Origin of the sequence: Leucobacter sp. UCMA 4100 (assembly GCF_027853335.1) — a bacterium.
Classification (GTDB): domain Bacteria; phylum Actinomycetota; class Actinomycetes; order Actinomycetales; family Microbacteriaceae; genus Leucobacter_A.
Window position 1 is genome coordinate 1,435,612 of sequence record NZ_JAFEUS010000002.1, and the last position, 20,862, is coordinate 1,456,473.

A 20,862-nucleotide genomic window follows, 5' to 3' on the forward strand; every position below is an offset into this window, starting at 1 on the left:
GGGTGTTCCGGGGCGGGTCCGTCTACGCTCAAGACAGGTCTCCGGAGCGTCCAGGATCCGTGAATTCCCGGGGTTTCTGGGTCATCCGCTGGGTGGTGTCGAAGGCCCGCAGCTCTTCCGGGTGCAACTGATGTTGGACGACGTATGAGGATTCTTTGATCCTCCACAGCCCCTGCCCGGTCCCAAGAGACGGGAGGAGTTTTTGTTCGGTGCCGGTGAGGCCGAGGGTTTTCCCGGTGGTCCCGATCTGGTCGGATTCTTGTCGGTAGACGATCCGCGACTCCGCATTGGCCAGCAACGAGTTGGCGAGGGATCGCATGGCGGAGCCGTGGTCGCCGACGTTGTCGAGGTCGGTGAGCTTGTGGAAGATGAGCAGGTTAGCGATCCCGTAGTGCCGGGCGAGACGCCAGTGCGCGTCCATCCGCTTCAACAACGCCGGGTGCGACATCAGCCGCCACGCCTCGTCGTACACCACCCACCGTTGCCCGCCGTTCGGGTCCAGCAGTGCGGACTCCATCCACGCCGATGAGCACGTCATGAGCACCGAGATGAGGGTGGAGTTTTCGACGACGCGGGACAGGTCGAGGGTGATCATCGGCAACGTCGGGTCGAAGGTCACGGTGGATGGGCCGTCGAACAGGCCTTGGAGGTCGCCGGAGACGAGGCGACGCAGGGCGTGGCCGACCATCCGCCCGTCCTCGGCAAGACGGTCGTCATCGCTCGGATCGGGGGTGAGGATGCGGTCGACGACCATCGGCAGGATCGGCACATCGTTACTCGCAACAACGGCTTGGAGGGCGATATCGATCACCGTGTGCTCCAACGGCGACAACGACCGCTCGAGCACGGTCTCCGCTAACGCTCCGATCAGATCCCGACGACGAGACGCGACTGTGGACGCCCACTCGGCATCCGACAGCCCGCCGGGCCGGTAGCCCTCATCGAGCGGGTTGAGGCGATTCTTCAACCCGTGGCCGAGGACGATCGCTTTCCCGCCTACCGCCTCCGCGACGGCGGTGTGTTCGCCTTTCGGGTCGCCGGGGACGTAGACGCGTCTGCCGAATGGGATCGAGCGGGTGTATAGGGACTTGGCGAGGGAGGACTTTCCGCTGCCGACGATGCCGGCGAGGACGAGGTTGGGGGCGGTGATGATGCCGCGCTGGTACAGCACCCACGGGTCGTAGACGAAGGATCCGCCGGAGTACATGTCCTGCCCCACGAACACGCCCTGGGAGCCGAGGCCTCCTTCGGCGAGGAACGGGTACGCGCCCTGCAGCGCGGCTGAGGTGTCCTGATGCGCGGGCACCCGAAACCCCCGATACGACCGCAATCCCGCGGGACCTGGCTCGCCGCTCCGGGCGAGGTAGTTCGTCGAGCGTGCTTCTGCCCGTTCTGCGGCGAGCTTCGACTTCACTGCTTGCCGTTGCTCGGCGTGCTCGCGGGCGATGACTTGCCGGGCGGCACGTTCCCGGGTCTTGCGGTTCTTCCGGCCGGTGCCGTCCTCGACAAGGACGGTGGAGTAGAGCTTCTTTGGGCTGCTGTGCTGTCTCATGAACGGTGACCTTCCGACGGAGTGTGCAGTGACACCCGTCAGGTACGCCTCACGTCTCAGACGCCCCGGCAAAGCGGCAGCGCTGCCGCGACGAACGCCTGTGCCTGCTGCCCGACCAGCCGCCTGGTTTCGCACGACGCCTGGATCGCCGCCTGTTCGATCGCCGATACCGCAGCTTCCAGCTCATCGGCGGTGGGTGCGGAGACGGCGAGGAGCCCGGTGTAGCGCAGGACGCCGTGGCCGCTGGTGAGATCGGCTTCCTGCTGCAGCACGTCCTGGTATTCGGCGGACTGTTGGGCGTCTTCGATCTGCCCGACCTTCTGGCGTTGCGCCGCATCACTGATGTATTCGGTCTTCTTCTTCCGAATGTCCCGCGCTGCTTGGTCGGAGCGGATCGGATCGCACAACAGCGTGAACGCTCGCCGGATCCCGCTGGAGAGCAGTACGGGGGCGAGGAAGCCTGGGTAGACGAGTGAGCGCGGCCACTCACTGATCCACAACACCGAATGATGCGCGGAGTCGGAGCGCAGCTGGTCCCAGGTCTCTTCCACCGCGACCGGGCCTGCCGTGGCGAGGTCCTGCCCGATCTCGCCAGAGCGTTCCAGGGTGGCGGCGATCGCGGGGTCATACGCACTGCGGAGCATGATGGCGAGCTGGCCCGGCGTGTACCAGTCGGAGGGTTTTAGGTCGGCGGTGCGCAGCGCTGTGGTGAGGGTCTCCATCTCCTGCTTGAGGACGGCTGCGGCGCCTTTGAGGCTGCCGCCTGCGGTGCGGATCGCGCGGGATGCGGCGCGCATGTCCAGGGACAGCGAGATGGTGGAGATGTGGCGTTCCCCGGCTGGCCCTGCCCGGTCAATGAGCTCCCGGTAGGTTCTTGCGACCCAGGAATCGTCGTCGTTGCCGTGCTCTGCCCACCATTGCGCGAGCCCCGACCCGGAGTCGGGGACGGTGCGCTCGAGGACTTGGAGGCGGGCGATCCTGGTCGACCGGCACGCGGTGGACAGGACGCGGCCCCAGGCGTGCACGCGGCGCTCCTGCTCACCAGGATCCAGCAGGATGAACGAGGGATGCGTCACTTCCACCAGCGCGGTCAACGTCTGCCCGTGCGGGTCATGGACCATGACCGCACCGGTTTCCGGGTCTTCGTACTGGCGCAGCGGTGCCGCATCTCCCGGCAGCGCGAGCGTCCCCGCCGGACGAGGCTTCGCGACCCGCTTCCGGTATCGGGTCTGGTGAAGGGCCTGCCGGATGACCCAGTGGAGAGTGATCGGCACCCACTCGACAAGCTTCCTACCACCGACAGGCACCCAGGCGAGAGCCGCGGCAGTGCCCCAGATCGGGAACGTGTACAGGGCAGCGGGACCTCCGGTGTAGAGGGAGGCGATGAACACCGCGACCGCGACGGAGAGGGCGATGACTTGTGGGAGGGAGAGCCCGAGGATGATCCCGCGTTTGGTGAGGCGGGAGAACTTCACCGCTGACAGTTCGAACTCGGTGCGGGTGGACGCAGTGCTGGCCATAAGGTGCTCCTGAACAGGCGAACGGATCGGGGTCGCCGGTCAGGTACGGACACCAACAGTGGGCGGTGGCTCGTGAACCACCCGCTGGGGTCAGGTCGCTTCTGACCACCGGGGTGTGCTGTTTACGGGCCACCGCCCAGATGACGGAGTGCTTCACCTCTTCTCCGTCGCGGATCGTCTCCAGATCAGGTCTTCGGTGTCGGCTTCGGCGGCGGCGGAGCCTGCCCACCACTGTTGTTCGCAGGCGGTGCCGGTGGCTTCGATGCAGGCGCGCTCGGGGCCGGTGTGGTGGGCCGTGCGGGCGGTGTCGACCGGTCAGGGGGAGATGGCGTGGCCTGCCCCTCGCTGGCGGCTCCGGCGTGGTTGTCGGCGGCGCGTCCGATCGCACCACCGAGCTTCGGGCCGGCCTCCGCTGCACCCTTAGCGATCTTCGCCCCGGCGACCGCGGCGATCCCCACCGGGCCAGCAGCCGCCCCGGCACCGGCACCGCCTGCTGCGGCAGCACCGCCACCACCGGCCGCCGCACCACCCGTACCTGCCGCCGCACCACCCGATGCTGCGGCCGTTCCGCCACCCGCACCAGCATTTGCTCGGGCTGTACCACCGCCTCCGGCAGCGGGCTGCGGTGCACCACTCGGTGGCGGCGGATTCCCACCACCACCACCGTTTTTGCCGTCGCCGCCCCCACCGTCGAGGACCTTCTGCGGGCCACCACCGTCGGGTTTCCCGGGGAGGGGCGTGGGCCGGTTCATGGCCTGCTTCGACTCCTGTTCGGCGGACATGACGTGGTACATGTCGAAGCCGACGAAGGAGATGAACTTGTAGACCATGTAGGGGGCGAACGCGGCGATGAACATCAACACGATCCCCGCGATCGGATCCGCAATCGAACTGAGGTCCATATCGATCGGTGCGTTGACCTGATTGATCGCCACTAGGAACACCACGACGATCACGAGTTTCGAGAAGATCAGCGCGAGCACAAAGCTTGCCCACTTCCCGAACCACCCCTTCGTCGCATCCCAACTCGCCCCGGATAGAGCGATGGGTGCCATCACGACCGCGACCAGAATCAGAGCCTTACGGATCAGGAGGCTGAACCAGACGATCGCTGCCGCGCAGATGGCCAGGAAGCTGAGGAAGATGGTGATGATCGCCCCGGCACCGGGGGCGGTGAGGTTGATCGCGGTGAGACCTGCGACGAGGACCCCGATCTTCCCACCCATCTCTTCGAGGGTCGTCCCGGTGGCCTGGATGATCCCGATCGAGAGCTGGTCGACGACCTCCAGCAGCGTTGCCGTCAACGTGATGACCAGGAACGACCCGAGCACCGACTTCGCTAAACCCAGGGCGGCGCGGGACAGGGCGGTCGGGTCGCGTCTGATGAGCCCGGTAATGAGTTGGAGGCAGAAGAAGATCAGCATGAGGAAGATCGCGATGCCGAAGATCACGTTGTACACGCCGACATACCCGGCCCCGGTGATGTCGACCAGGGTGGTGGAGTCGAACAAGGCCCAGACGCCTTGGAAGATCCAGGACGCAGCTGCTCCGATTGCTTGGGCGAGCCAGTCGAATGGTGCAGCCACGAGGGTGGCTGCTCCTTCGCCGACGGCGTCGCAGACGTTGCTGATGATGGGGACGTCACAGATACCAGCCACAACACCCCTCCCTTCCGTAGGTTCGGGGTGGTGGTTAGGAGACGGTCTGGCCGACGTTCCAGAAGAAGTTGATCAGCGTCACCGCTGCGCCGGTGATGATCGCGGCCCCGCAGGAGATCAGCACCCCGACCTTCCCCCGCGACGCCAGATGCGGGTTGGACGAGTTCGATCCGAAGCCCCAGACGACGGCGGAGATGATGAGGGCGAGGACGGACAGGATCAGCCCGATCGTCATCACCGCCCCCACGACCGTGCGCAGCGCGGCGATGCCGGGGAGGCCGGAGTCGTTCGGGGAGATGTCGATGTTCGCGGGCAGCACCCAGGTGATGGTGGTGAGGGTGTCGAGGACGGCAAGCATGGGTGGGCTCCTTCACAAGCGATTCGCCTCCGCGAGTGGAGGGTCACTTGGACAGGTGTGTCGCGCTCCCGTGAAGGTCTACGGGTGTGCGTGAAGGAGCGTGAGGTCTCGCGTGCTAACGCTGCTGTTCGCGGAGGATGCCCGCCATGCGGATGAAAAGGTCCCGGTCGACGGCTTCGAAGGGGATCCCGGCGACGTGCCCGTCGTCGAGGATCTGCTCGACCTCTTCTGCTGGCGGTAGCCCGCGAGGATCGATGCGGATCGTCTCTCTCAGAGAGTGATCCTTAGCCCAGTCCTCGGGCCATCCCATCAGCGACACCGGATACTTCGCGACCGGGATGTCCCGGCCTTCATGGTTCTCGGTGGAGTCGTGGATCGTGTGAAAGTGGTCTTCGTCGAAACCGATGATGGTGACGTGGCGACCGAAACTGTCGGTGCAGAAGAATGCGGGCAGGTCGGGGCCTTTGCCCATGCCGAGGAACTCGAGCACCCACTCGGGAAGCATCCTGCCGCCCTCGATCGTCAACTTCATGCCTGGGCCTCCTCGCCACATCCAGGGTATCCAGCAGCGTCGTGAACGACCAGAGACCCCAAGCCACTCCGTGCGGGTGGCTACAGGGCGTCGCCGAGACCCAACAGGAAGTTCATCCAGGTCACCCCCGCGCCTGCGAGGACGGCGGCTCCGAGGGCGACGAACACCCCGACTTTCCCTTTCGCGGCGGTCTGCGGGTTCCCCGCCGACGAGGACACGGCCCAGACGATCCCGGAGACGACGAGCATGAGGACGGAGACGATCAGCACGATGGTGAGCAGTGCGCCGACGATCTCGATGAGGGTGGAGCGGCCTCCGACACTGGAGAGGTCGGGGTAGACGTTCTCGGTCGATAGCAGGGCCAGGGTGGTGGCAGGCATGCGGTTCTCCTCAAGACAATGGGGTGGGCGGGCACCGGTCAGGTGCGTCGGCCACCCCGCCAGGCTTCCTTCAGCTTGGGTCAGGTGGTGCAGCCCGGTCCGCCACCGACTGGCGCGTCGATGCCCTCGACGCCGTGCTCTGCGAGCCAGGTCTCTGCGTCGACGGCGGGGGCGTTCGCGCCGCCGGGGTGGACTTGGAAGTGCAGGTGCGGGCCAGTCGAGTGGCCGGAGGATCCGACGTCGCCGATGTGTTGGCCTGCGGTGACGCGGTCCCCGGTGGTGACGTGGATGCCGTGTGCCCACATGTGGATGTACTTCGTCGCGACCTTCTCGCCGCTGATGGTGTGTTCGATGGTGATCTGCCCCGAATACCCGTCCACCATCCCGGCGTAGGTGACCAGGCCGTCGGCGAGGGCAAATATCGGGGTGCCGTCGGGGGCGGCCCAGTCGGTCCCGGCGTGCAGGCGCGCCTCCCCGGTGATGGGGTCGATCCGCGGCCCGAACGACGACGTATGCACGTAGCTGCCCGTCGGTAGCGGGAACACCAACCGAGTGCTCTCGGGAATGTTCGTGTCCCCAGGCACACCGCCGCCATTCCCACCGCTGTTGCGGGTGAGGGTGTCGAGGATGGTGCGGGCGACGGGCTCGTAGTTCTGGTACCGATCCGGGTATGCAGACACTTCGACGGCTTGGGCGGCTTCGCCCTTGTCCATTTGCTGCCACCCCGGAATATCGAGGAGGCCGCGGGGTGAGGGGTGGTTGGGGCCGTCGGGTCCGCCGTAGAACGCTCGCGCCTGATAGGTCGTGTCCATGAGCTCAGCAACCGTGCCCCACCCCGACTGCGGGCGCATCTGAAACAGACCGAGCGAGTCATGATCGGAACCGTTGCCATCGTTCGGGTAGTTGCCGCTCTCGGGGTAGGTGCCGGTGTTCGCGAGTTGCCGCAGCGTCGACTCTGTGAGCGCCGCCATCAACGCGATCAGAATCCCGTCCCGCCCCACCCCGGGGATGCTGCTGCCGACGGTGATGATGGTGCTGGCGTGGGTGAGCTGCTGCTTGTTGAGGGTGAAGGTGTATCCGTCTTTCATCGTCACTTCCAGCTCGTCCGGGATCGGTCCGGGGATCACACCGCTGGCGATGCAGTTCGCCTGGTTGAGGACGGCCGGGTTCACCAGGACCCCGATGCTGAGGAGCCCCAGCATCGGGGCGAGCAGCATGAACGTGGCTGCGGTGGCGAGGAGCTTCTTCATCACAACCCCCTTCAACTAGTGGAGGGGGTTGTCGAGTTCGGACAGGCGCAGCAGATGGCACCGGTCGAACACCGGCTCGCAGGACACGAACACCGTGAACGCCACCGCATGCTCATTGGTGACGGGGTCGTCGTACCAGATGCCGTCCCGGTGCCTCGTGCCCTCGACCGTGTACGCCACGGTGCCGTCAGCGATCTGCCCACCAGAGGCGGCGACCGCTTCCTCCCACTGCGCGGGGACGAACACCCGGTCGATGGTGATTGTCTGGCCGGTGCGGTATTCGGCAAGATCCCGCCACGTCGACGGCGACGGGAAATACCCGTCCAGGTCCGCGATCAACCCCGGCGTCTCGGTACCGGTTGGGTCGGCGTCCTCGATCAACACGCCCCGGTGATCCGCCGGCGTCAGGAGGGTGAAGGTGTCCCAGTCGAACAGCGCCGCAGCGACCGCGCGCACGTAGGCCTCGGGGTTGTTCGTGCGCGGCAGAGCTGGCAGCGCCGCGTCTTCCGGCTGACCGTTCGGGTCGGTGGGGTCAACCGGTGCCGTGGACGCGGGCGGGCGGGCCCCGGGAGCGTTGGTGTTGTCTCGGGGTCCGGTGATGAGGCCGTAGATGCCGATCCCGGCGAGCACCGCGATAAGGAGACCGGTGGCGGTGAGGGTAATGATCAGACGGCGGCGACGACGCTGACTATCGGGGTTCAGAGAGGACATGGATGAGGCCTTCCAACGAGAAACGGGCGGGGCACCCAATAGGTGCGCCGCCCGCCCGTCCTCCTCGTCAGCGGGTGAGGCCCGTGCTCTGGTTGGTGTGTCCGCTTGCTGGGGGTTCGGGGTCGAGGGTCGCTTCCCGTTCCGCGAGTGCTTCAGCGAGCCCCGCAGATCGTGCCGGTGCGGCATCGGGCTGCCAGGCGATTCGCCCGTTCTCACTGTGGGCTTTCATCACGAGCTGAACCACCTGCTCCGTGGAGGCCGCGGCGATCATCAACCAGCCACCGGCCTTGACCGCGTGATCGTGTCCCGCCGCCCGGTCACCGTCGTCGGTGGCAGCGAACGGCGCGTGCCGTTCATGCCAGGCCGCGAGCTGCTGCAGCCCCTGCTGGATCCGCGACAACGCCAGATGCAACGACCCGAGAACCTCATACGTGTCCTCTGGGGTCTCGATCTGCCGCGTCGCATACGCCAACACCCGTGCCGCTTCCGCCAGCTCATCCGCATCCCGGGACGGATCCTCAAACGTCGGCATCGCCGGCCTCCTCCTGCCCCGCACGGGCCTGCCGTGCGCGGTCGAGGAAAGCGCTGGCTTCGGTGATGTAGGTCTCGACGAGTTCCCACTGCTCGGCGTCGGCGTATCTTCCGAAGTCTTCGGGGTTGTAGCGGTCCCACCAGCCGTGTTCACGGCGCAGCAGATCGACGAGCTTGCGGATCTGGTGTTTCTCCCGCAGCAGTGGGTCCACGTCTTTCCACCCGACCTGTGCGGGGTCGGTCGCTGCCTTCTGGATATCGGTGACGCGGGCCAGCGCGAGCCCGGATTCCTTCAATGCTTCGGCCGGTGAGTCAATGTCGTGAAGGGTTCGCAGTTCTGTGGCTGCGGCGGTGCGTGCCTGCTCGGGGGTGTCGGGGTGTTCGGCGAGCCGGGTGAGGCGGGAGAGGTTCTGTCTCGTCTTGACGGCTTGGAAGCGGCCGTTGACTTTCCGGTCTTCGTTGATCTCCAGTAATGCTTCGGCGGCGTGTTGGCGCACATAGGGGTCTTCGTTGTCGTCGGCAGCGATCTGTTTGAGCTGGTTGATCTGCTCCAGCATCGTCCGCGAATCCCTCCCCGTCACCGCGCGTGCCGCCTGCACTCGCGCCTTCCTGTCGTTGAGATTGGCGAGGTCAAGCGGTGGTGCCGAATCGGCACCACCGCTCCTGTCTTGCTTTTTCCCGCCCTCTCCGAACAGCGATCCCGCCTTCACCCGTGCCGTGTCCTCTGCGTAGAGGGCTTTCAGTTCTTCGTAGAGTTCTGCTTGTTCCAAGGGTTTCAACGCTTTCTGGAGGGTCTGCTCGTCACGGACCGCGAGAACGTAGGAGAGCTTGTCGGACACGCCCGGGACGACCCAGATCGGCGTTACCCGCATCCCGAGACGCTGCATCGCCGCGACCCGGCGGTTCCCGGTGATGATCACGTACCCCTCGGTCACCGCGGGCGGGTTCAACACCCCAGTGCGGCGGATCGACTCACACAGGTCATCCAGATCCTCATCCGGGTCACGCCGGAACTGCGACCCGCTCTTCAACTGATCCAGCGCATGCTCCAACACCAAATGCCCCCGACTCATGACTGCTCACCTCCGTTGTCTTCCTGCCGGTCAGGTATGGAGGTCATCCGGCGGGAGGTGTTCACGAGGGTCTCGTCGCGGAGGAGGTCGGCGACGTCGTCACCGAGGAGGACGCGGGCGAATAGCCCGTAGTCCCCGCTCTTGCGCCGGCCGGTCTTCGTCCCGACAACCAGGCGGACGAGGCCGGCCCATTCGTTCGGGGTGTAGCCGAGACGGATCGCGATGTGCAGTTCCTTGGCAACAATCTCCAGCGCTGAGGTCCCAGAGGAGAGGCCGGTGACGCGGTGGGCGATGTAGTCCACAGCCTGCTCAACCGGGCGGGCAGGCCAATCGGTAAGGACCAAGAACACGCATGTCGCGCGGATCACCCGATCCACCGACCGATCCTCCCCGCCGTCGTCCCTCGCGTACAAGGTGTGGGCGTGGGGGTGGACGTCGTAGAAGAACTCCTCGTAATGCCCGGCCCGCATCGGCTCCTCGACCGGCCTCTTCGACGGACGCCGCGCCTTGTCCTGGCTGGTCATGTTGCGGTCGGCGTGGACCTCGGCGGCGATGCCGAGCGCGACCGCCCGCGTGATCACCGCCCACGGATCATCCGCGCGCAGCGTGGTCGGTTGCCGCATCGCGAGGAATGCCTCATAGGCGGCGTCGGCGGGATCGCGGTGCCAGGCTTTCGCGATCGGCGCATACTTCCCGGTGGCGTAGACCATGAGCTCGGCCGCGACCGGGCTGGTGGCCCAGGCGTTGTGCTCGTTCAGCTCGGTGAGCAGCTCGCGCAGCCCCTCACTCGTGCGGAAATCCGGCAGCGGTGATGCCGCCTGGGTGGGTGTGGATGGGTGGTGGTTCATAGCGACTCCTGAAACGTGATGAGATCCGTCGACAGATAGGTGCGACGCCCATCCCGACGAACCCCGAAGAGGGCTCCGCCATCGCAGGCACGACGGCCGTGCGCAGGCATGGGGAGACCAGCAGACCGGCCGCATCCGTGCGGGTCTGTGCGGTGCTGCCGGGTGCGGCTGTGAGCAGCCGGGCGGCGAGATCGCTGGTTTAGGGGGTGTGGGTGTCGTGCGGCACTCGGGTGGTGCCGGGACAGGCAGCGGTCACCGGCTCACCCCCGTCCTCCCGACCCCACGCCCTACGGCGCTCGTCGGACTGCTCACATCTGGATCCAGGGCTTCCTGCCTGCGGGCGAGACGTTCCTGCAACTGGGCACGCCCTTCACGGACCCCGTCGAGAACCGCGTCCCGCAGGCGCGTGTTCAACTCGGCCCCGCGGTCCAGGACGAGGGCCCCGGCGCGGGCGGCGAGATCTGTAGGTCGCACCCACTGCACTCCTGGACGCTTCGCGACCGGATCCGTGCCGTTGCGGGTGATGGTGGGGTCGCCGTGAGTGGCGAACTCCGACGCCCGCGCCCCCTCAGCCACCTCACCCGACGACGGCGTCATTGGCGTATCGGTCCGCGCGTCCGCCTCATGGTCGTGATCCGCGAGGCGCTGTTGGTCGACGTGCTGGGGGTTCGGGGTGGTGGGGTCAGTCATGAGGGTCTCCGTCCTGTTGACGGTCAGGTGCGTTCACCCATCGGCCAACAGTGGTCGGGTGCACCCCGAGCTGCGCGGCGATCTGCCGCTTCGACACCCCCTCCGCATCAAGCGCAATCGCCCGAACCCGGGCATCTTCCTTACGCCCGCTTCCTCCGCGGGCCGCCACCGGACGCCCCGCGGTGATCGTCTCCGGCCGCGCCGCGACCGTCGCTTCCGGCGGCTCGAGTCCCGCGTCCTGTTCGGACTGGGGTGGGGTGTCGACCGCCGTGGCTGTGCTCGCATGGTCGCTCGTCAACGGCCGAATGCTTGGCTCGCGAATGGTTGGGGTGGGTGTGGTGTTGCGGGTGAGTTCGACGGTGAGATGCGTCATCGCCAGCAGCACCAGCGGTGGCACCGACGCGACCAGAGCGGCGATGAGGGCGGGGACGCGGGTGTCGGCGGCCACGACCGCGTGGGTGATGTTCGCCGCCACCGACACTCCGGCACCCGCGCCCAACAGCAGCCACGCGAACCGCCTCGCGGTGCGGGCAGAATCCCGCAGCGCGACGACGCTGATCGTGGCTTCCAAGATCACACCGTCCACGATCAACGGCCACATCCACGCCTGCCCCTCCGGAATCCCGGAAAGGACCGCGAGATCACGGAGCGTCGTGAACGACAACCAGAACGCACCCAACGCGAGCAGGATCGTTCCGGTGACCGCGAGCACGACCACGAACCGCGACACCCCACCGGATGATGGGCCGTCGGCTGCTTGTTTGCCCGGGCTCAGGTCTGGATCGCGCGGGGCGCGAGCTGTCACTGCCGGGCGGGTCATGGCTACCTCCCGAGCCCCGACAACGAGCGCACGCCCTGCGCGACGACGGGGTCATCCGGTACATCGGCGGCCCTCGTGGTGCGGTGGGCGGAGCGGATCGTCGCGGTGATCTCCCGCGGCTCCAGCCCGGCAGCGGTCGCAGCAGGTTCGAGCACCCCGAAGGTGTCGGGTTCGGGCAGGCCGGCCTCAGCAAGCCGGCTCGCCGCCCAGAAAAGTCCCGCGTTCCGATTCCCCTCCGGCAACGCGGCGACCCAGGCTGCAAGCTGCTCCACCGGCCGCTCCCGCAGCGCCGCCGAACCGGCCGGGCGGAGTATCCGCTCAGGCTGGGGTGTCAGAAGTTCGCGGATCGCATCCGCATCGAGAGGCCGCGGGTTGCGACCTCGGGCAATGGTCTCGTAGCGGCGGTCCCCACGAGTGGTGGTGATGGTGGAGGGCGGGGCGATGATGAAGCCGCCGGTGCCGCGGAAGTCCACATGCGCCCGGCCCCCAGACCACGACCCCCGCGCCACATCTGGATCTGCCGGGTAGTACAAATGCAGGCCACCGGATGGGGAGCGCACGGCCTGCCCCCACCCGCTGATCAGCCCCTCCTGCTGCAGGGTGCGGAGGACCGGGTATCCGGTGCCGGTGGCGTGCACATCCACATCCAGCACCTCGACCATGACCCCGGTGGGGATCCCGATATTCGCTTCTGGATACCTTCCCCACCAGGCGTCGATCTGCGTGGGGTCGGTGGTGGCGTCGTGGAACCCATGCGCGGTGAGCGGGCGCTTCTGACCGGGTGCGCAGGGGAACACGGGGATGCCCGCGGCGGCGTAGACGGCGGCAGCCTTCCCAAGCTCCTTGGGGAGGCTGGTGGGCATCGGCCAGGCAGTGGGGTCGGTGATGGTCATGTGCACCTCCTTCAGGACACGGCACGGGCCGGGGCTCGTGCGCGGTATCCACAGGGAAGGTGCGTCAACAAACCGTGCTGGCCGCAGATTCTCCGCTCTGAGCATCCCTTCTGAACCTCAACCCCTACCCGAGGTCGCGTGGTTGCCGCGAGCATTTTTGGGCGGGATGCGCCGTTTCGTCAAGAACATGCGCCAAATCGTCAAACACACCGGCTTCCAGCTCCACCGATCAGAGATGACTTTCTGCTACAGGCTCCGGCCAGAACCACGGTCTGGGCATGGCGGCTCGGGGCCGTCCGGGTCCATGCTCAGGTGTTGTTCCCGTTCGGCGAGGAGCTCGCTCAGCAGTGCCCCACGTTCCAGCATGGTCAGCGCCTGCCCGGGCGCACGAATATCCGAGGGTGTGGCAGCCGTCCGTCCAGTTTCGAGGACCGCGGCGTTGATCCGGTCAAGAATCTCAGCCGTGTTGTGCTGTTCGGTGTCCTGCTCCAGGATGCGGGCGATCTCGTTCACCACGACACTGTCGTGCTCGGCCGGTGGGAACGCCGCCGACGCCGTCACCCCATCCCCGACCGGGACACGGCCCACGACGAGCCGGAACTGGCCTTCTCCGTCGTACCCAGTCGCGTCATACACGCCGGGCGGCATCCAGTCGTGTGCGTCTGACGCCTGCCCCGCATACAACTCAGCCCCAGCCGGGTCGTCAGGGTCAACCACGCGAATGTCGGGATCGGCAGCGAACAGCATCGCTGACAGTTCCTCCCTCTGCGCCCGGTCCAGCAAGGGTGTGCCTTCCCCGGCTTTCTCCCGTTCCACGAGTACACGGAGGGTTTGCAGGGCGATCAGATCCGAAGGCACCCACTCACGGTGAAACCGCTCCGGAAGGAACATCGTCCGCGGCCCCCCCTTGGCCACGAGCCCCTGCAGGGCGTGTTCGCGGCGCAGCGCGGTCGCGGTGAACTCGGACCGCCACTGGGCGTGGTCGGATCGGAACCTCATGTCCTCGTACTCGCCCTCGAACGACGGGGCGACCGTGACGAGATAATCCTCCTTCACCGGCTCCACCGGCAACCGCTCCCGCTCCAACAGATCCACCAGGCCATCACGGACCCGCTCAGCCCGCTCCAACCGATCCAAAGTCTCCGGGAGACGTGACGCCTGGACCGCGAGGGAGAGACACTCGTCCCGCCACCGCTCATGCGCGTCCTCAAAGCTCTCCGGATCGGGCGTGCCGTCCGGGAGGCGGAAGTCACCGGTGCCCGGTTCGGGTGGGAACATCTCCGCCACGATCTCCGGAATCCCCGACTCCTCGAACGCCTCCCACCCGGGTGACGGCACCGCTACCGGCGGGGTGGGAGCGGCGTCAGCTGCGGGTGTCCAGGAGCGGATGTGCGGGACGTCGTCGCCGAAGTCTTCACCGAATACCCGGTCGCCTTCTGTGCGGAGCTGGTCGGGAGGACCGGCGAGCCCCTCGATCAGCACCTCAACGACCATGTGCTGCGCCTCGGCTTGGGTGCGAGCGAGGACATCGAAAGCGACCACCACCCGATGCGGGCGCGGCGGCTCAGACGAATACCCCAAAGGGGGGATCGTGATATCGGACATGATGAAAGACTCCAATCACACTCGGATAGACAGGACACGCCACTGCACCCGATCGCTCAGGTGTCACAGGTGGTGCTGTTCCAGAGGTACGCACAGAACCGAGTCAAGGGCGAGGCATCCCGGCAATGACGCGTCGAAACACCAAAAACACGCGCCGAAACGTCAAACTCCGCCACCGGGTCAGCGTGCGAGGTGACGCCCTGACGAGGGGCCAGCGACGGAGCTCGGCGTCGAGTCAGGGGTGAGAGCATCCTCGCGTTCCTGCAGCGCATGCTGCAGATAGCGGTTGATGACGGTGTGGTTCGTTCCGTCCGCACCGCCCGTCAGAGGTACGTGGTGGAACGAGTACGCCGGGTACGGCGTCGCCTCCCGCAGCGCCTCCAACCACGCATCCACGTCCTCGGGCAGTACCCAATCCTGCGGCGGCGGATTCGACTGTAGGAACTCCGTCGCCCCGGCATATACCTCAGAGTCTTCGAGCATCTCGTGGATCGTGACCGCCACCGCCCGCGCCAACGCGACCGGGTTCCGGCCTGCGATCACGGTCGGCTCGACCTCCGGGTCATCGGTCCAGACGATGATGCCGAGAGACAGGGCGCTCGGCGGGCTTATCTTGCGCCGAGGATCCGCAGCGTTCGTGGACGTCGATGCTGATGCTTCGCCCGGGTTGATGCTCATGGTGGTGGCTACTTCCCTCGCAGGTTCGCGCGCACGATGGCGTGGTCGGCGTACTTGTGAGGCAGGACACAGTTGGCGGCCACTGGTATCGAGCAGTCGTCTATGGTCGAGAGATTTGCCGATACTGCTGCGGGGACAGACCGTGTACCTGACGGAAGGCGCGTGAGGCGTGGCTGGGGTCGGTCCATCCGACGCGACGTGCGATGGTTTCGACGGTGTCGCTGCTTGAGCGTAGAAGGTCGGCCATGCGTCGTGAACGTTCGTTGCGAAGGAACGCTGCTGGGCTTGTGCCGACGTGGCGGGTGAAGAGTCGGGCGAGTTGCGATCGAGAGATCGCGGCCTCGTCGGCGAGAACATCCATGGTCCACGCGCGGCCAAGATCGTTCATGAGCAACGCCATTGCGTGGCGCACCGAGGGGTGTTCGGGCGAGTGCTCGGGGACGGGTCGCGTGAGGATATCGAGCAGGTCCACTGCCAGACTCAAGCGGCGAAGTGTCGGCAAATGGTGCCGTTCACCGTCGATCAACCGTTGCAGGGAAGCACTCACGTGCGGGAACACTGTGGAAGGCACGTCGAGCACGGTCGGGTCTGACCGGTGACTATCTGAAAGCACAAGAGGAGCAGGAGCGCTGGACTGAGTGATCCAGCGCTCCTGCTCCTCAAGGAATGCCGTGTCGATGTATGCGGTGGTGGTGATGACTAGACCGGCGGGTTCTCCCGCATACCAGCGGCCTGGAGGGAGCAGCACGACCTGCCCTGCGGCAAGATCGACTTCACCGGTCTCGTGACTGAGCGTCGTGGTGCCCGAGTTCACGATCATCACCTTGGTCGCGTCGACAGCAACCCGACCCGTCGAGGCGGAGTGGAGCACGCGCTTTACCGTCAGTGGAAAGGGATTAACACGCGCGCCCAGAGCCTGCGCTCGTGCTTCCGGGGATGCAGGCATCGCATCAACGCACCGAGTTCTGACCTTCGATGATTCGAGCGAAGCGGAGGATGTAGTCCCGGAGGAACTGCACGGTCGATTCCTGCGAGATGTTCCCATCCTCACCGAAAAGGGTGGGTGATTGGGAAAGAAAGACCTCGGGCTGTCCGGGGGTGGGCATGTCGAAGTATGAGAGTGCGAGCCGGAGGTTCTTCTGCGAGCTGTACCCGCCCATGCGGCCAACGGAGTGGCTGATGATCCCTGCGGGCAGGTTCTTCCAGGCGACATCGCTGTTGGGTTTGGAGCCGATGTCGATGGCGTTTTTCAGGCAGGCGGGGATGGTGCGGTTGTTCTCTGGTGTGACGAACAACACGCCGTCGGAGGCTTTGATGATCTCGCGGAACTGGGTGTATTCCGGCGGGGTGGGTTTGTCGGTGATGTCGGGATCGTCGTAGTCGAAGTCGTAGAGAGGAAGGTCGCGGATCTCAACGATGCGTGCGTCGTAGTCTTCGGGAAAGTAGCCGATGGCGTTGTGGGCGATCTTGCGTGCGTAGGAGCCGCGGCGCAGACTGCCGACAAGGACGGAGACGTTCTTACTCAAGGGGTGATTCTCTTTCTCTGGGGTGGATGTTGTGGGAGTGACGGTCGGTTAGAAGTCCCAGTCGTCGTCGCTGGTGTCGACGGCTTTGCCGATGATGTAGGAGGACCCGGATCCGGAGAAGAAGTCGTGGTTCTCGTCTGCTCCGGGGGCGAGGGCGGCGAGGATTTCGGGGTTGACTTCGGTCTCTTCTGGAGTGAAGCGGGCAGGGTAGCCGAGGTTCATGAGGGCTTTGTTCGCGTTGTATCGGACGAAGACGGCGACGTCGTCCATGAGGCCGAGCGGTTCGTAGAGCTCACCGGAGTACGCCAGTTCGAGTTCGTAGAGCTCGTCGAGGAGCGCATAGGTGAACTCGCGCATGTGTTCCTGCTCGGCTGCGGTGTGGGTTTCGAGGCCGCGCTGGTATTTGTAGCCGGAGTAGTAACCGTGTACGGCCTTGTCGCGGAGGATGAGCCGGATCATGTCGGCGGTGTTGGTGAGGGTTGCGTGGACGGAGAAGTGCAGCGGCAGGTAGAACCCGGCGTAGAGCAGCAGCGAGGACAGCAGCGTGGAGGAGACCTTCCGTTTGAGCGGGTCATCCCCGTAGTAGTGCGCGAGCACCTTCTTGCACCGTTCCTGGAGCAGGTCGTTGGCGACGGCCCACCGGTACGCGTCGTCGATCTCTGGGGTCGAGGTGAGCGTGGAGAAGACGGAGGAGTAGGAGCGGGCGTGCACGGACTGCATGAACGCGATGTTCGTGTAGACGGCCTCTTCGTGTTCGGTGCGGGCGTCTTGGATCTGGCAGATCTCGCCGACGGTGGCTTGTACGGTGTCGAGCATGGTGAGCCCGGTGAACACGCGCATGGTCAGCGTGCGTTCCTCCTGGGAGAGTTTTTGCCAGGCGGGGAGGTCGTTGGAGAGGGGCACTTTCTCGGGGAGCCAGAAGTTCGCGGTGAGGCGGTTCCATACCTCGAGGTCTTTGTCGTCTCCGACGCGGTTCCAGTTGATGGGCCGCAGGCGGGCTGCCGGGTCGTGCCGATAGCCCGGCGGAGTGACGGAGATCTCGGTGATGGGGCGGGTGATATCGGTGAGGGTCATGGGTGTTCCTTCGGGAAGATCGGATTCTGGGGTTACAGCGCGCAGGAGACGCAGCCTTCAATCTCGGTGCCTTCGAGTGCGGGCTGGCGCAGGCGGATGTAATAGAGGGTCTTGATCCCGGCACGCCAGGCGTGGATCTGGGCTTTGTTGATGTCGCGGGTGGTCGCGGTGTCGCGGAAGAACAGCGTGAGAGACAAACCCTGGTCGACGTGGCGGGTGGCGGCGGCGTAGGTGTCGATGATCTTCTCGTAGCCGATCTCGTACGCGTCCTCGAAGAACTCGAGGTTGTCGTCGGTCATGTGCGGGGCCGGGTAATAGACGCGGCCGAGCTTGCCTTCTTTGCGGATCTCGATCTTCGCCGCGATCGGATGGATCGACGCGGTCGAGTTGTTCACGTACGAGATCGATCCAGTCGGCGGGATCGCCTGCAGGTAGGCGTTGTAAATGCCGTGCTGCCGCACGGATTCCCGAAGTTGCGCCCAGCCGTCGCGGGTGGGGATCGCGACGCCTGCCTCGGCGAAGAGGGCGCGGACACGTTCGGTGGCGGGCCGCCACTCGCGCTCGGTGTACTTATCGAAGTGCGAGCCGTCGGCGTAGGTGGAGGTCTCGAACCCGGTGAAGGTCGTGCCGCGTTCGATGGCGATCCGGTTGGAGGCGCGCAGGGCGTGGTAGGTGACGGTGAGGAAGTAGATGTCGGTGAAGTCGATGCCCTCCTCGCTGCCGTAGCGGATGCGTTGCGAGGCGAGGAACCCGTGCAGGTTCATCTGACCGAGACCGATCGCGTGCGACGCGTCGTTCCCGGCTGCGATCGAGGGGACCGCGTCGATGTCGGTCTGATCCGACACACTCGTCAGCGCCCGCACTGCGGTCTCGACGGTCGCGCCGAAGTCCGGTGAGGCGAAGGCCTGGGCGATGTTGAGGGAGCCGAGGTTGCAGGAGATGTCCCGGCCGACCTGCTCGTAGCCGATCGCCGCGTCATAGGTGGAGGGCGTGTTGACCTGGAGGATCTCGCTGCACAGGTTCGACATGTTGATGTGCCCCTGCAGCGGGTTGGCGCGGTTGACGGTGTCCTCGAACAGCACGTAGGGGTATCCGGATTCGAACTGCAGCTCGGCGAGGGTCTTGAAGAACTCCCGTGCGCTGATCGTGGTCTTCCGCACCCGCGGGTTCGCGACCAACTCGTCGTAGTGGTCGTTCACGGACAGGTCCGACAGCGGTTTCCCGTACTCGCGCTCGACGTCGTAGGGGCTGAACAAGTGCATGTCCCGGTTCTCCTTCGCGAGCTGGAAGGTGACATCGGGGATCACGACGCCGAGCGAGAGCGTCTTGATGCGGATCTTCTCGTCCGCGTTCTCCCGCTTCGTGTCCAAGAACCGCAGGATGTCCGGGTGATGCGCGTGCAGATACACTGCGCCCGCACCCTGCCGGGCCCCGAGCTGGTTGGCGTAGCTGAAGGAGTCTTCGAGGATCTTCATCACCGGGACGACGCCGGAGGCCTGGTTCTCGATCTGCTTGATCGGTGCTCCGGTCTCGCGCAGGTTCGTCAGCAGCAGCGCGACTCCGCCCCCGCGCTTGGAGAGCTGCAACGCAGAGTTAACGCTGCGTCCGATGGACTCGAGGTTGTCCTCCAGGCGGAGCAAGAAGCAGGAGACGAGCTCGCCGCGCTGCGCCTTGCCCGCGTTCAGGAATGTCGGGGTCGCAGGTTGGAACCTGCCCGAGAGCATCTCGTCCACAAGCCGGGTCGCGAGGGCTTCGTCGCCCTGTCCGAGGAAGAGCGCGGTAGCGACGACGCGCTCCTCAAAACCTTCCAGGTACGTGGTGCCGTCGAACGTCTTCAGGGCGTAGGAAGTGAAGAACTTGAACGCGCCGAGGAAGGTCTGGAAACGGTGCCCGGCCCCGCGAGCCCGCTCATGCAGGTCGGTGAGGAACTCCGGGGCGTACGCGTCGAGGAACGCCCGCTCGTAGTAGGCGTTCGCGACCAGCCACTCCAGGCGCTCGGCCACGCTCGGGAAGGTTCTCGTGTTCGGGATGACGTGCTGGCGCAGGTACTCGTCGGCGGCTTCCTTGTCCTTGTGGAACTGGATCGACCCGCCCGGGGCGAACAGGTTCAGTTGCGCGTTGAGGGCGTGGTAGTCCTTCCGCGCACCGATCCCGGTGCTTGCCCGAGCCGCTGGGGAGATGATGGTCATGCGGTCTTCCTCTCAATGGATGTCAGATTGTCGGAGGCCTGGTCCCAGAAGCGGGTCAGGCCGATGTTCACGTGTTCGATGTCGCGCTGGGTGCCGAGCAGCTCGAAGCGGTACAGCTCCGGAACCTGGCATTTGGCAGAGACGACAGGGCCGGCGAGGCAGTAGTGCTCGCCGAAGTTCGTGTTCCCCGCCGTGATCACCCCCCGGATCAGTGCCCGGTTCGCGGGGTCGTTGAGGAACGAGATCACCTGCTTCGGCACCGCCCCGGCACGTTCCCCGCCGCCGTACGTGGGGACCACGAGCACGAAGGGCCGCGCGACCCGGATCAGCCCCTCCACTCGTGGCCGCAGCGGGATACGGACCGCGGGCTGGTCGAGCCGGTCGACGAAGCGGCGGGTGTTCTCCGACACGCTTGAGAAGAACACGAGATCAGGCGACTGGGCGGCGGCGAGTTCGCGCACTGAGGGCGCTGCGCGCCGGGACTCAGGTGGGGGTGGCATAGCGATCCTCCTCGCTCTCTCTGGCTGTGACGCGCCACGCCACCAACCACTACATGTTGTGCCTCACCGATGTTTGGAGCGGCGTATCTAGGAATAACATCGATGTGGTTCACTTGTCTACGCCACGCCGCTGTTTGTAACTACGGCTTGCCGAACACTATGCTGTGGGGCATGAGACGAACACCCACGGACGAGCGCAGCGAGGGTGTGTGGCTGGAAGCCATCACGTTGTTCCAATCCGTGCGAGACGCTGACCATGACGCTGCGGCTCACCTGTTGCGAACGTCTTCCGACCCCGAGGCGGTGACGCTGAACCTGCTACGCATGCTCAGCGTCTACTTGCGCGGAGAAGCTCCCGACAAGCTCGACCACTTCATCGCCGCGTCCCATCGTGCTGGCCCGCCCCCAAAGCCTCGCCCTCCGCTTCCACCACTCACGTGAACTTCCACCCGCGCCTCGTCACCCGCTCAGCTA

General features: G+C 65.8%; 22 protein-coding genes. 1 reads left to right on the plus strand and 21 read right to left on the minus strand.

All coding sequences use genetic code 11. The features are described from left to right. Positions 1 to 28: 28 nt before the first annotated feature. From JSO19_RS06825 to nrdI, 21 genes are all read right to left on the minus strand, one after another. The gene (locus JSO19_RS06825) at positions 29 to 1,552 is read right to left on the minus strand and encodes an ATP-binding protein (protein WP_270910612.1); all 1,524 of its coding nucleotides are present in this window, start codon (positions 1,550 to 1,552) and stop codon (positions 29 to 31) included. Between the two features lie 56 nt (positions 1,553 to 1,608). After that, positions 1,609 to 3,072 (minus strand): SCO6880 family protein, encoded by a 1,464-nt coding sequence (locus JSO19_RS06830; protein WP_270910614.1) that lies wholly within the window; start codon positions 3,070 to 3,072, stop codon positions 1,609 to 1,611. 185 nt (positions 3,073 to 3,257) lie between these two features. Then, entirely contained in the window at positions 3,258 to 4,730 is a 1,473-nt protein-coding gene (locus JSO19_RS06835) for a conjugal transfer protein TrbL (protein WP_270910615.1), read from the minus strand. A gap of 34 nt (positions 4,731 to 4,764) precedes the next feature. After that, positions 4,765 to 5,088, minus strand: coding sequence for a DUF6112 family protein (locus tag JSO19_RS06840; protein ID WP_270910616.1), 324 nt, complete (start codon positions 5,086 to 5,088; stop codon positions 4,765 to 4,767). Positions 5,089 to 5,203: 115 nt separating this feature from the next. Continuing rightward, positions 5,204 to 5,620: a hypothetical protein gene (locus JSO19_RS06845; protein ID WP_270910617.1), complete on the minus strand. Its 417-nt coding sequence runs from the start codon at positions 5,618 to 5,620 to the stop codon at positions 5,204 to 5,206. A gap of 80 nt (positions 5,621 to 5,700) precedes the next feature. Further along, a complete protein-coding gene (locus JSO19_RS06850) occupies positions 5,701 to 6,000 on the minus strand; it encodes a DUF6112 family protein (RefSeq protein WP_270910619.1) in 300 nt (99 codons plus the stop codon). An 80-nt stretch (positions 6,001 to 6,080) separates the two neighbouring features. Continuing rightward, the gene (locus JSO19_RS06855) at positions 6,081 to 7,250 is read right to left on the minus strand and encodes a M23 family metallopeptidase (protein ID WP_333735075.1); all 1,170 of its coding nucleotides are present in this window, start codon (positions 7,248 to 7,250) and stop codon (positions 6,081 to 6,083) included. A 15-nt stretch (positions 7,251 to 7,265) separates the two neighbouring features. Further along, complete coding sequence (locus JSO19_RS06860; RefSeq protein WP_270910620.1) at positions 7,266 to 7,961, minus strand: hypothetical protein; 696 nt, start codon at positions 7,959 to 7,961, stop codon at positions 7,266 to 7,268. Positions 7,962 to 8,028: 67 nt separating this feature from the next. After that, positions 8,029 to 8,493, minus strand: coding sequence for a hypothetical protein (locus tag JSO19_RS06865; RefSeq protein ID WP_270910621.1), 465 nt, complete (start codon positions 8,491 to 8,493; stop codon positions 8,029 to 8,031). Next, a complete protein-coding gene (locus tag JSO19_RS06870; protein WP_270910623.1) occupies positions 8,480 to 9,565 on the minus strand; it encodes a ParB/RepB/Spo0J family partition protein in 1,086 nt (361 codons plus the stop codon). The genes JSO19_RS06865 and JSO19_RS06870 overlap by 14 nt, the downstream gene beginning before the upstream one ends. Next, positions 9,562 to 10,413: a hypothetical protein gene (locus JSO19_RS06875; protein ID WP_270910625.1), complete on the minus strand. Its 852-nt coding sequence runs from the start codon at positions 10,411 to 10,413 to the stop codon at positions 9,562 to 9,564. The genes JSO19_RS06870 and JSO19_RS06875 overlap by 4 nt, the downstream gene beginning before the upstream one ends. 252 nt (positions 10,414 to 10,665) lie before the next feature. After that, the gene (locus JSO19_RS06880) at positions 10,666 to 11,103 is read right to left on the minus strand and encodes a hypothetical protein (protein WP_270910626.1); all 438 of its coding nucleotides are present in this window, start codon (positions 11,101 to 11,103) and stop codon (positions 10,666 to 10,668) included. Next, positions 11,096 to 11,923: a DUF2637 domain-containing protein gene (locus JSO19_RS06885; RefSeq protein WP_270910627.1), complete on the minus strand. Its 828-nt coding sequence runs from the start codon at positions 11,921 to 11,923 to the stop codon at positions 11,096 to 11,098. The genes JSO19_RS06880 and JSO19_RS06885 overlap by 8 nt, the downstream gene beginning before the upstream one ends. Before the next feature lie 2 nt (positions 11,924 to 11,925). Further along, positions 11,926 to 12,816 carry a bifunctional DNA primase/polymerase gene (locus JSO19_RS06890; RefSeq protein WP_270910628.1) on the minus strand — a complete coding sequence of 297 codons (891 nt, stop codon included), beginning with the start codon at positions 12,814 to 12,816 and terminating at the stop codon, positions 11,926 to 11,928. A gap of 246 nt (positions 12,817 to 13,062) precedes the next feature. After that, complete coding sequence (locus tag JSO19_RS06895) at positions 13,063 to 14,421, minus strand: hypothetical protein (protein WP_270910630.1); 1,359 nt, start codon at positions 14,419 to 14,421, stop codon at positions 13,063 to 13,065. A gap of 180 nt (positions 14,422 to 14,601) precedes the next feature. Then, positions 14,602 to 15,099: a hypothetical protein gene (locus JSO19_RS06900; RefSeq protein ID WP_086992464.1), complete on the minus strand. Its 498-nt coding sequence runs from the start codon at positions 15,097 to 15,099 to the stop codon at positions 14,602 to 14,604. A gap of 100 nt (positions 15,100 to 15,199) precedes the next feature. Then, a complete protein-coding gene (locus JSO19_RS06905; protein ID WP_270910634.1) occupies positions 15,200 to 15,970 on the minus strand; it encodes a helix-turn-helix domain-containing protein in 771 nt (256 codons plus the stop codon). A 79-nt stretch (positions 15,971 to 16,049) separates the two neighbouring features. Further along, positions 16,050 to 16,625, minus strand: coding sequence for an NADPH-dependent FMN reductase (locus JSO19_RS06910; RefSeq protein WP_087054584.1), 576 nt, complete (start codon positions 16,623 to 16,625; stop codon positions 16,050 to 16,052). Positions 16,626 to 16,673: 48 nt separating this feature from the next. Beyond that, complete coding sequence (gene nrdF / locus JSO19_RS06915; protein ID WP_087054585.1) at positions 16,674 to 17,699, minus strand: class 1b ribonucleoside-diphosphate reductase subunit beta; 1,026 nt, start codon at positions 17,697 to 17,699, stop codon at positions 16,674 to 16,676. A gap of 32 nt (positions 17,700 to 17,731) precedes the next feature. Continuing rightward, positions 17,732 to 19,888 carry a class 1b ribonucleoside-diphosphate reductase subunit alpha gene (gene nrdE, locus JSO19_RS06920; RefSeq protein WP_087054586.1) on the minus strand — a complete coding sequence of 719 codons (2,157 nt, stop codon included), beginning with the start codon at positions 19,886 to 19,888 and terminating at the stop codon, positions 17,732 to 17,734. Next, positions 19,885 to 20,388, minus strand: coding sequence for a class Ib ribonucleoside-diphosphate reductase assembly flavoprotein NrdI (gene nrdI / locus JSO19_RS06925; RefSeq protein ID WP_087054587.1), 504 nt, complete (start codon positions 20,386 to 20,388; stop codon positions 19,885 to 19,887). Before nrdI ends, nrdE begins: the two co-directional genes overlap by 4 nt. Positions 20,389 to 20,559: 171 nt before the next feature. Here nrdI and JSO19_RS06930 point away from each other — a divergent pair, with 171 nt between their 5' ends. After that, a complete protein-coding gene (locus JSO19_RS06930) occupies positions 20,560 to 20,829 on the plus strand; it encodes a hypothetical protein (RefSeq protein ID WP_140403515.1) in 270 nt (89 codons plus the stop codon). Positions 20,830 to 20,862: the final 33 nt, after the last annotated feature.